At 70.1% G+C, this 10,157-nt stretch carries 6 protein-coding genes and 2 pseudogenes; 4 read left to right on the top strand and 4 right to left on the bottom strand.

Features of this window, described 5'->3' with window-relative positions; translation table 11 throughout:
• Positions 1–132: 132 nt before the first annotated feature.
• The 4 genes from ACFWB8_RS35025 to ACFWB8_RS35010 form a co-directional block, all read right to left on the bottom strand.
• Positions 133–4,008 (bottom strand): helix-turn-helix domain-containing protein, encoded by a 3,876-nt coding sequence (locus ACFWB8_RS35025; RefSeq protein WP_385236687.1) that lies wholly within the window; start codon positions 4,006–4,008, stop codon positions 133–135.
• 232 nt (positions 4,009–4,240) lie between these two features.
• Positions 4,241–4,771: a CbrC family protein gene (locus ACFWB8_RS35020; protein ID WP_385236684.1), complete on the bottom strand. Its 531-nt coding sequence runs from the start codon at positions 4,769–4,771 to the stop codon at positions 4,241–4,243.
• 112 nt (positions 4,772–4,883) lie between these two features.
• Positions 4,884–6,419: an ISKra4 family transposase gene (locus ACFWB8_RS35015; protein ID WP_385236681.1), complete on the bottom strand. Its 1,536-nt coding sequence runs from the start codon at positions 6,417–6,419 to the stop codon at positions 4,884–4,886.
• A gap of 69 nt (positions 6,420–6,488) precedes the next feature.
• Positions 6,489–6,683 carry a hypothetical protein gene (locus tag ACFWB8_RS35010; RefSeq protein ID WP_385236678.1) on the bottom strand — a complete coding sequence of 65 codons (195 nt, stop codon included), beginning with the start codon at positions 6,681–6,683 and terminating at the stop codon, positions 6,489–6,491.
• A 4-nt stretch (positions 6,684–6,687) separates the two neighbouring features.
• On the opposite strand from ACFWB8_RS35010, the pseudogene ACFWB8_RS35005 reads away from it, so the two are divergent.
• The 4 genes and pseudogenes from ACFWB8_RS35005 to ACFWB8_RS34990 form a co-directional block, all read left to right on the top strand.
• Positions 6,688–7,812 (top strand): annotated as a pseudogene (locus ACFWB8_RS35005) (relaxase domain-containing protein); the annotation flags it as partial.
• Positions 7,809–8,161, top strand: a pseudogene (locus tag ACFWB8_RS35000) (hypothetical protein). The pseudogenes ACFWB8_RS35005 and ACFWB8_RS35000, both read left to right, overlap by 4 nt.
• Before the next feature lie 262 nt (positions 8,162–8,423).
• On the top strand, positions 8,424–9,410 hold the full coding sequence (locus ACFWB8_RS34995; protein ID WP_385236675.1) for a helix-turn-helix domain-containing protein: 987 nt from the start codon (positions 8,424–8,426) through the stop codon (positions 9,408–9,410).
• Between the two features lie 480 nt (positions 9,411–9,890).
• Positions 9,891–10,157 (top strand): RICIN domain-containing protein (locus tag ACFWB8_RS34990; RefSeq protein ID WP_385236672.1); only part of this gene is annotated, 267 nt, incomplete at its 3' end.

Here is a 10,157-nt window from a genome sequence, read left to right as displayed (position 1 = left end):
GGTCAGGCCCCCACCCTCCGGATAACGCATACCACCGGCATACCGCAGGGATCATGAACTGTCACTCCCCGACGACAACCCGCAAAGCTCAGTAGGTGCCGAGGGTGCGCCAGGACGGTGAAGCCGTTGGGGTCAGCAGACCTTCCGGTAGGGCACCTCGGGGAGGTACGTGTCCCAGTCGGCTTGTGGCAGTCCGCCTCCGGCTCGTTTGCAGATGTCGGCGGCTTCCCGGTCCGGGGCGATCGTGAACTCGTACATGGGCACGTGCTCGGTCGCTGTGCGTAGTGTGCGGTCGTCGGGGCTGAAGGCCAGGGACAGGGCGGCGCCTCCTGGCGCCGGGAGGGCGGGGCCGAGTGGTTGGTGGGATGCGAGGTTCCACATCCGCAGTGTTCCGTCGGTGCCCGCAGCGGCCAGGGTGCGGCTGTCGTGGGAGAAGGCGAGTGCGGAGATGAGGTCGGACGTTCCTGCGGCGTTGGGCCTGAAGGAGCCGGGCAGCACGCCCAGGTTTCGCTGGGCGGTGCCGTCCCAGAGTGTGACGCGGCCGGCTTCATCGCCGGTTGCCAGGTATTTGCCGTTTGGGCTGAACGCCACGGCGAGGGTTGTGTTCTGAGTGAGCGTACGAGGGATCAGTCGGCCGGATGGCAGGTCGGCCAGTTGGTTGTGCGATGTGACGATGAGATGTCCATCCGACCGGACGGCGAGTTGTTCTCCGCCGACGCCGGAGATCACGTACGTCTTGGTCCGCTGGGATATGTCCCAGACTTCCACCGACTCTTTCTGCGGCATCCGTGACGCCAGTAGCGATCTTCCGTCCGGCGTGAATGCGATCGCGTTGACGGTGTTCGCTGTGTACTGCGTGGGATCCACAAGGTCCAAAGTTGCGGTCGTGCGGCCAGTGGAGATGTCCCAGATGGACACCCTGGGTGGTGGACTGGACGGCGTGAGGTCGACGACGCCATAGGCGAAGGCTCGCCCGTCGGGACGGAACGCCATGAGGACGGTGCACGGGAGGGGAGCCGGCATACCGTCGGGGTGCGATGGGCAGGACACACCGGGCAGGTCAACGACGTTTCCTCCGCTGCGCAGATCTCGCAGCTGGAAGCGGTACGTGTGTTCGCCCGCGGACGACAGTAGCGTGGCAAGCGTGCTGCCGTCGGGGCTGAACTTGGCGGCTGCGGCTGGTTGACTCTTCCAAGCCGGGCCGAGGACATTCGTGAGGTCGATGGTGCGGACCTCTGCTCCGGTCAAACCCTCGAGGTAGCGGATCCTGTGCTCGTCCAGATCCAGCCTGAACTGGCTGGCGTCGGTGTTGGCCAGCGGATGCCGGAAGACGGGGACAGACGGCGTGTCAAGGCGCCATAGCAGCAACTCTTTGCCGTCCGACGCCAGCATGAACGTTCCGTCCGGGCTGAACGCCACCTCTGTGAGGTCGGCATGCTCGATCCGTGGGAGTTCTGTTCCTGAGGCGATATCCCAGATCCGGACTCCCCAGCTTTCGGTCACTGCCAGCCGATGGCTGTCCGGCGTGAACTGGACAGCTTGATTGAGGCACTGTTGCGCGGTGACGGCTGGAGCCCAGGGGACAGGGATTTCGCGCTGCTCGGGCACGTTCCACACCTGCACCGGCTCATCAGGAACGCACAGCGCCATCAGGCGGTCATCAGTGCTGACGGATGCATCAGGGTACGGGTAGTGATCCGGGCGGTTGTCCCGCCACATCTGTTGCTGTCTGAGGCCCGGGATGCGGCGCCACTCGTCGTGGCTGACCCGGCGGTGTTCGCTGCCTCTTGTCCGTCGTTCGAGCAGTACCCGGCGGCTGCGGAGATCCCGCACTTGGATCACGTCGTCTGAGCCGTCGGCGGCGTAGAGGAGCAGAGTCTGCCCACTCGTGCCGAACCGGACCCCAGTGAAGCGAAGGTTGGATGCGAACAAGTGGCGTGTTGCCGGGACTTCGCTAGTGCCATCCGCTGGCAGGTCCCACACGTTCACATAATCGAACCCGAAGACCGCGAGTGTCCGGGCGTCGGTGCTCATGTCAGTCACGGCGTCAGCCTCGTCCCCCAGGCCGGGGAGCGAGGCTGTCTGCCGATGCGTGTCGACGTCCCACTTCACGACTTGATCCCGGCCGATGCTGACCAACGTGCGCCCGTCGCCGCTGAGGGCGTGCATCTGCGGGGCGGCCTTGCCGGGCGGGGGATCGGTGAAGACATCCCGGTCCGGCTGGACGGCGGCGCCGAGCAGCGCGGACCGGGACTCGGGAAGGTCGGCGACCTTCCACGAGGCGACACTCAGCCGCATCGCCGTGACCGGGTCCGACGAGCGCATGCCGTCCGCGACCGCGGCGGCCTGGCGGGCGGCAACCTCCGTGCGGCGGTGTTCGCCGGTCCGGTTCTGCTGCCACGCGATCACCCCGGCCAGCAGCACCAGCACGACCAGGGCGGACAGTGTGGCGAGCAGGGTGCGCAGCCGTCGGGTGGAGCGCGCCGCGCTTCGGTGCTCCTCGTCGCGGGCGGTGAGACCGGCGGCCAGGAACTCGAGCTCCAGCGGGGTGAGATCATCCCGGTGCTCGACGGCTGCGAAGGTGGCTTCGGCCGCTGCCAAAAGGGTGCCCCGGTAGAGCGATCCGGGGTCACGACCCAGGTCCTCCCAGGTTCGTGCCGCTTCGGTGAGGCGCCGGTGGTGGCGCAGCCTGTCGCGGGCGTCTTCGACCCACGCGTTCAGCCGGGGCCAGCAGCTGATCAGTGCCTCGTGGGCCAGGCGCACCGTGTCGCCGTCCAGGGTGACCAGCCGAGCGCGGGCCAGGCCCTCCAGCACCGACGCGGCACCGGCGTCTCCGGCGGCGGTTCCCAGGGACTCCAGCTCGGAGCGGTCGGCCGGACGGCCCGTGTCCTGCGCGCCGTCGCCCGGCGTGACCAGCCGCAGCAGGACGCGCCGGGCGACGACAGCCTGTTGCGCCGTCAGGCGGTTGTAGGCCCGCTCCGCGGTCCGGGCGATGGCGCCGCGCACACCGCCGGCGGCTTCATAGGCGGCCTCTGTCAGTGCCCTGCCCTTGCGGTTGCGCCAGGTCTCCAGCAGGGCGTGGGACAGCAATGGGAGTCCGCCCGGCTCGCCGTCGACCTCCTCGATGATCCTCGAGGTGAGGGCCCGTTCGACGATCAGGCCCTCGCCGGCGGCTGGCTTGACGATCGCCTCCCGGAGCTCGGCCGGGCCCATCGGCCCGACCAGCAGCGTGGCCTCCCGCAGGGCAACGGCCAGGCCGTGGTGCTCCGCGCACCGGCCGAAGAAGTCCGCCCGCACCGACATGACCACCCGTAATCGGCTGTCCGGCTCGCACGCTGCCAGCAACAGGCCGATGAAGGCGGCGCGTTCCGCTGGCTCGGTGCACAGCGTGAACGCCTCCTCGAACTGGTCCACCACCAGCACCGTGTCGCCTGCACCGTTCCCGGGCGCCACCGCTGCGGCATGGTCGGAGGCGGGCCGCGGGCCCGGAGTGAAGATCCGGATGGCGGCCGGACCTGTGCCCGTCGCGCCCCGATCCCTGAGCACTGGAATCAGTCCGGCGCGGAGCAAGGAGGACTTGCCGCTGCCAGAGGCCCCCACGACAGCGACCAAGCGATGGGAGTCCACCAGCCCCACCAGGTCGGCGACGAGCCGGTCCCGGCCGAAGAACCGCTCCCGGTCACCCGGTTCGAACCGGGAAAGTCCCCGGTACGGCGCACCGGTGTCGTCACCGCCCTCGGCGGCCGTGTCCCGCACGGCGGCATGCCAACGCCGCTCCCACTCCACGGGGTCCCCGCCACAGGCCCCCACATAGGCCAATACCACCGGCAGCGACGGAAGCTGCTGACCGCCGGCCGCCCGCGACAGCGTCGCGACCGAATAGCCGGCACGGCCGGCCATCGCCCGGTAGGTGAGGTCCCCCGCCTCCCGGCGCAGCTTGCGCAACTCGAACGCGAAGCGTTGTACCGGCCCTGCGGCCGGATCCAGCAAGCCCTCTTGGCGGCCCATCCCGCATCCTCCCCCCACCCGGCGACACCATCGGTCCGCGTCAACCTACGGACCCGCGAGAGCCGTTGCTACGGCTTCCCATCAGCCTGTCTCGTTCCGGCGGTCCTTCTGGCCTGCGGAGCGGCCTTTTGTTTCGAGTGGCGAGGAGGGCTGCGCAACAACCGGTCGGCCGTGAAACCTCGGTGGGTGCGGTTCCTTTGAAGGGAAGGGCGCGTGCTGAGCTGGGCCGTGGCTATGAAGCGTCGGCGTAGGCGAGGTGAGTGCCGCAGATGGTGCAGCGGAAGAGCATGGCGCTTGCCCCCTGGCCGAGGTGGGTCAGGAAGGTCTCGAGCTGGGATGCGTCGTGCCAGCCGCCCATTCGGAGGTCGAGTCGGAGCTGGTCGAGTGCCTTGGGGTGAGCTGCCAGCTCGGTGTATCCGACCTCGCCGATGAAGGCGGCCGCGTCGCTGCAGTGGACAAGCCAGTGCGGATCCTGCCAGGCGTGGAAGCCGGGGGTGCGGCGGGTGACCTGCGCCAGGGTTTCCTCGCTGACGCCGTCGAGTCCGTACGCGTCGGTGAATTCACCCTCGAATCGTTCAGCGGCACTGCCGTCAGCGATGCACCAGGGGCAGAACTTCCCACCGACATTCTGGGCCGTGTAGAAGGTGGCGGTGTAGATCCATCCCGTGCTGCGGTTGCAGCAGACACAGGTCTCGGCGCTCTCGCGGACGGACCCGCTTGCGGGGTCGGGGTGGTAGCGGAAGTGGGGCAGGTCGGTCGTCACAGGTGCGCCTGCCGGGGCATGGGGAGGTCGGCCTCGGTGCCGGTGGTCTGTGTGCCGGCGGGCATGACTGTGGACCTCATGGGTCGCAGTCTGTCCGCAAGCAGGCTCGTGATCAAGCGGTGAGGTTGAAGTCTTGCCGGTCGGGGGTGGGGTAGAGGCGCTCGTGCTCGCGGGCGGAGTGGTAGCGCCAGTAGGCGTCGAGGTCGCCGTTGGCGACGAGGGCGCGGAGCCGCAGGACGGCTTCGGCTCCGTGCAGGCCCCAGCGGGCGCCGGTGATGTCGAGGCGGTCGGCGATCAGGTGGCGGCAGGCGCCTTCGACGGCGCCGGTGGCGATCGGCCAGCCGTTGCTGAGGGCGGTGTCGTAGCGGAGCTGGTCGAGGTGGCCGGTGAGGTAGCGGTGGCAGGCGTCGACGGCCTCGCGGCGGGCGGCTGGGAGGTGTGCCCGGTCGGCTTGGGCGGTCATCTGGTCGGCGGTGCGGGCGGCGTGGCCTGCGAGGATCGCGGTCAGGCGGTCGGCCGCCCAGGCTTCAGCCTCGGTGGTGCCGGGCTTGTGGAAGGCGTGGGCGGCGGCCCAGACATACTCGGCGACGTGCACGAAATCCAGCAGCACGTGCGGTGTGGCGTCACGTCGGGCGGCCTCGGCGGTGATCAGGTCGACCTGGTGACGGGCTCCGTCGACGAGGACGATCCACGGCCGCAGATGCTTCGGGTCGCGGGCCTGGGCCTGGTCGAATGCGTCGGCGATGACCTGCTCGGGCGGGCGGACCAGGGAGGCGGTGCACCACTTGTTCTCGGCCCTGGGCCCCCGGCGGGCGGGGCGTTCGCCGCTTCGGCCGCCGGGAGGGTGGATCACGTCGTGAGGGCGCCTGGGGGCCGGACGGGTGTCGAAGACACAGGCCACGGTCGCCATCCGTTTCCGGTTCGGCTTCTCGCCCGGCGCGAGCCGGCCGCGACGCCCACCGGCGGCAGCCTTCGCGGCGGCCCGGCGGGTGGACTCCCGCAGGGCCTCGGGCCGCATGACCACGCCCTTGCCGTCCACCTGGACCACCAACGGCATCCGCCGGCTGCACGGCAGCGGGATCCGGGCCTGGTAGAAGCCGCTGACGTCGACCGCAGCCGCGACGACCAGTTCTTCGAGCCGGCGTTTGCCCAGCACCTTCCCGCAGTGACGCTCGACCGCCTGCTGGGCCTGGTCGAACGAGCCGCGCACAGCTTCGCTGACCGCGAGCCGGCGCAGGCCCATCGAGTGCCGGCCCGCCGGCAGCGACAGCTCGACATCTGCGGGGTGAACGTTGCCGACGCCCGGGCCCCGGTGGGCGATTCGGGTCACGCGGACCAGCCCGAAGATGCTGGCCAGCCAGCGGGAATGTCCCGTCTCCCGCCAGGGCCTGCCTTGCCCCTCCGGCCCCACCACGAGAGCCGTACTGCCGGCGCGGGCCTGTTGCTCTTCGCGCATCGCGCGCAGGTGCAGATGGTCCTGCAGCAGTTGCCGTAACAGCTCCCGCCCGGCGGCGTCGAGGTGTTCTTCCAGCTCGGCGTGGGTCCACGCGCCCGCATCCGTTCCCGACAGGGTGCGCATCAGCGTCTCGAAGGCACTGACCGAGCGGGCAAAGGGGTCAGCGGTGGCATGAGTGTCGTACGGTTTCATCTCCGGGGCTCTTCCTGTCGTGCATCCGATTGGGTCGCACCTTCGAATGTAGGCGGAAGAGCCCTGCTGTCAGCTGGAGTTGGGCGAAGCAGCCGCCCGGCGCCGGGCCGGAGTGAACATGCCGGGGGCCTCCTCGTCCAGCCAGCCTCGTTCCACCAGCCGCTTCAGCTTCGACCGGGTGCCCTCGATCTTCCCCGTCTCGGCCGGCAGCCCGATCCTCGGCACGATCTGCTTGGCGCGGACCGGCCCCGGTGCATCCGCCACCACCTCGATGCTGGCCCACATCGTCGCGGCCGACACCCTCTACGTACTGACCTTCATGGAGGAGGTGTCCGCCCGGCTCGGGTGGGCGTGGGAACCGCGCGAGGTGACGCCCGGCCGCCGGCCCGTCATGGAGATCGCGGGCATCGACCAGCGGCTCATCGGCTGGCAGTCGACCCGACGCCAGCAGATCGAGGACGCGCTGCCCGTCCTCACGGCGGAGTACGAAGCCGAGCACGGGCATGCTCCGGGGGAGCGGGCCGGCTACGCGCTGGCCTGCCGGGCCGCCGACCGGACGCGCCCCCCGAAGCGCAAGGAGCTGCGGTCGCTGTCCGAGCTGCGCGCGCTCTGGCGGGAGTCGGCGATCCGCAGATTCGGCACCGACACCATCGACCGACTCGCGGAGCGGGTGCGGGCGGCAGCCGCAGCGGTGTGGGCCCGGGTGCGGCCGGTGGTCGACGTCGCCCTGACGGCCGTCGACGTCGTGGCCGTGGTGTACGTGATGCGCGGCGCGTTCAAGCGCCACCACCTGCTCGCCGAAGCCCGCCGCCACCTCTCCTACGTCCTGCGCGGCCGACCCCACCAGAAGGGCCTGGACGAGCAGATCGTGCAGACCGTCGTCGACGACTACACCCGCCCCGTCGGCCGGGGCCGGAAGATGACCGCCGATCTGCGCGCCCTGTACCCCCGCGACACCGACGACCAGGCCGTGCTGCGCCCGCTGACCCGCAAGAGGACCGCTCCTCTTTACGAGCGGGCTCGCCTGGCCGCCGGAGCGCTGACCGCCCGGGTCCACGCGGCGCGCCGCTCGCAGCGCCTGGGTTCTCGTGCCCGCCCGCACACCGTCGCCGTGTACGGCGCCTCGAGGTCGCGCCCGCGTCCGTCGCGCACGGACCGGAAGGTCGGCCGTGGCCAGGAGCAGGGGACCGATGTCGCCGCGCTGGAGCTGACCCACGCCACGATCGAGGCGGTCGCCATGATGGCCGCCAAGCTCCAGGACGGTGTCCGGGAGCGCGCCGCCGCCCTCGGCCCCGTGCGGCGGGCCGCCCCGGCGGCGTCCCCGCCGTCACAGACCCAGCAGCCTGGCGTGCAGCAGGCGCCGGGCCGGACACCCACTGGAGGAGTCGCATGACCACGCCGGAGGAGAACCCGGAGATCCCGGGACTCGAGGACGCCCTCGTCGAGCTCGCGCAGCCCACAAGGAGATGGCCGCCGCGCTCGACGAGGACCAGGAGCCCGACCTCGATGAGGAACTGGGGTGGCAGCCGGTGTGGAAGCGGCTCCGGAAACTGAAGTCGAAGGCGGAGGAGAAGTAGGAGCTGCGCAAGCAGCGGCGGCTCCAGGAGGCCGGGAAGCGCCGCCTCGCCGCCGGGCAGTCGCGCCGGCCCCGCTCCCGGCAGAGCCGGATCGGCAACGCCGCCGCGCGCCGCGATGCCCGCGCCCTGTCCCGGGTGCGGCACTCCACCGCCTGGCTGTGGTGACGATGCCAGGCATCGTCCACCGAGTGGAACCCGCGAAGTTCAGCATCCAGTGGACGATGCTCTGCATCCGATGCAGAGCATCGGGTGGAGCCCACCGGGTGGCCACCACCCGATGGACTCCACCCGGTTGGCTCTGCTCACGAGAGACGGCTCTGGCTCAACTTCTGCGCCGGTCAGAGCCAAATTCAGAGAGCCTCATCATCACCTTTGCGGCGGCCTCCACCCCGCAGAAAATCAGGATGACATCGATCGAGGGGGACCCGTGGAGATATCCAACGCGCACTTACCCGCATCAGACCGGTTCGGATTCTGGGCTGACGTGGTGTCGGACCAGCTGGCACGGATGCGGATCACCAGCCCGATCGCGTCACGGGACTTCGTCGCACAAGCGTCGCTGACGCAGGCCGGTCCCGTGCGGGTGACCTGGTTCCGCTCTCCCCCGGCGCACCTGTCTCGGACCTGGGCGCACGTGTGGGCGGACGACCCGGGCATGTATCAGCTGATGTTGGTCACCGGAGCTCCGCTGTGGATCGAGCAGCACAGACAGGACTCGGGCCTCGTGCATGGGGCGCTGGCCATGTTCGACCTGTCGGAGCCGTTTCGCGGGGAGGTCCCGGACCGGGGTCACGACACCGAGGTGATCATCGCGCAGATACCGCACCACGTGCTGCCGCTGCCGATGGACCGGGCACGCCGGGCCTTGGCCGTCCCGCTGGCGGCGTCCGGGGTGGGCGGGGTCCTGGCGGACTTGATGACGTCGATACGGGCACACGGAGCGGACTGCGACCCCCAGGAACTCGAACGCATGGGCTGGATGGCGGCCGACCTTGCGGGGGCGGTCATCGCCCGGCAGCTGGACGCCTACAGGCAGCTGCCGGCGCAGACTCGGCAGGACGTCATGTGGGCACGGATCCTCAGCTTCATCGACGCGAACCTTGCCGATCCTCGGCTTGGGCCGGCCGCTGTCGCCGGATTCCACAATCTGTCACTGCGAGCTCTGTACGTGCTGTTCCGGCAGCACGACGAGGGGACGGTGGCGGCGGTGATCCGGCGAAGGCGGCTTGAGCGATGCCGGCAGGACCTGACCGACCCGCGTCTGGACACGCTGCCGGTGGCTGCGATCGGCGCGCGCTGGGGCATGGGCCATCCGCAGGGGTTCAGCAGGGCGTTCCGGATGAAGTTCGGAGTGGCGCCGGGTGAATACCGGCGGTCGGCACAGACCGGTAAGCATCTGCGCACTGGGAGGTAACCGCGATCGAGGCCCCGCGCCTACGGTGCGGGATACAGATGCGGCCCCGGCCAAAGCCCGGTCCGCACGCGCCTGTCGTCCGGGGACAATCCCCCGGTCGTCGTTCCGCATCCATCCGGAGGGGTCATGCAGATACCCGCTATAGGGCGCTGGGCCGTCGCTGCCGCAGCTGCCGCGTGCCCCAGTTCAGCAGTACCTGCGGGTCAGCCACGTTCGGCCCGACCCCTCCGTGATCAGGAACCCAAGCCGTTCGGCACCTCTGCGCACAAGCCGGATTCACGCCTACCGGGTCACTGACGGATTGTTTCGCCGCCAGACCGGGGCAGCGCAACAACCGCTGGCCTGCGAAAACTTGGGGTGCAACGGCCCAGACGAGCGTTCGAGTCCCACCAAGCGGAGGCGGCGGGACTTCGATCCCGCCCCCGTACCCCGACCATCGGGAAGACCCGTTCGTTCACCATCTACGAGAGGCATACGGACATGGCCACCATCATCCGCAGGGCGGCAACCGCCGCCGCGGCCCTGCTCTTCAGCGGCTTGCTGCTCGCGCCTGCAGCTGACGCCGTCCCGCAACAGGATCCCGCCGGGCCTCGAACGGCCTCCGGCTCCCCGCAGGCGCTTTCAGCCCAGTCCACCTACGGACCCTTCCGGATCCGCGCGGTCCACAGCGGGAAGTGCCTGGACGTCGCCGGCGGCACCTCCGCCACCGGCGACGGTGCCGACGTCCACCAGTGGACCTGCCTCGGG

It is taken from the genome of Streptomyces sp. NPDC060031 (assembly GCF_042736805.1).
Lineage (GTDB): Bacteria > Actinomycetota > Actinomycetes > Streptomycetales > Streptomycetaceae > Streptomyces.
The sequence above is the reverse complement of the archived record's forward strand: the minus strand, read 5'-3'. Positions and strand labels throughout refer to the sequence as shown.

What these genes read in the sequence shown, in the direction of transcription:
- ACFWB8_RS35025 (WP_385236687.1), bottom strand. Translation starts at nt 4,008, where the DNA reads ATGGGCCGCCAAGAGGGCTTGCTGGATCCGGCCGCAGGGCCGGTACAA.
- ACFWB8_RS35015 (WP_385236681.1), bottom strand. Translation starts at nt 6,419, where the DNA reads ATGAAACCGTACGACACTCATGCCACCGCTGACCCCTTTGCCCGCTCG.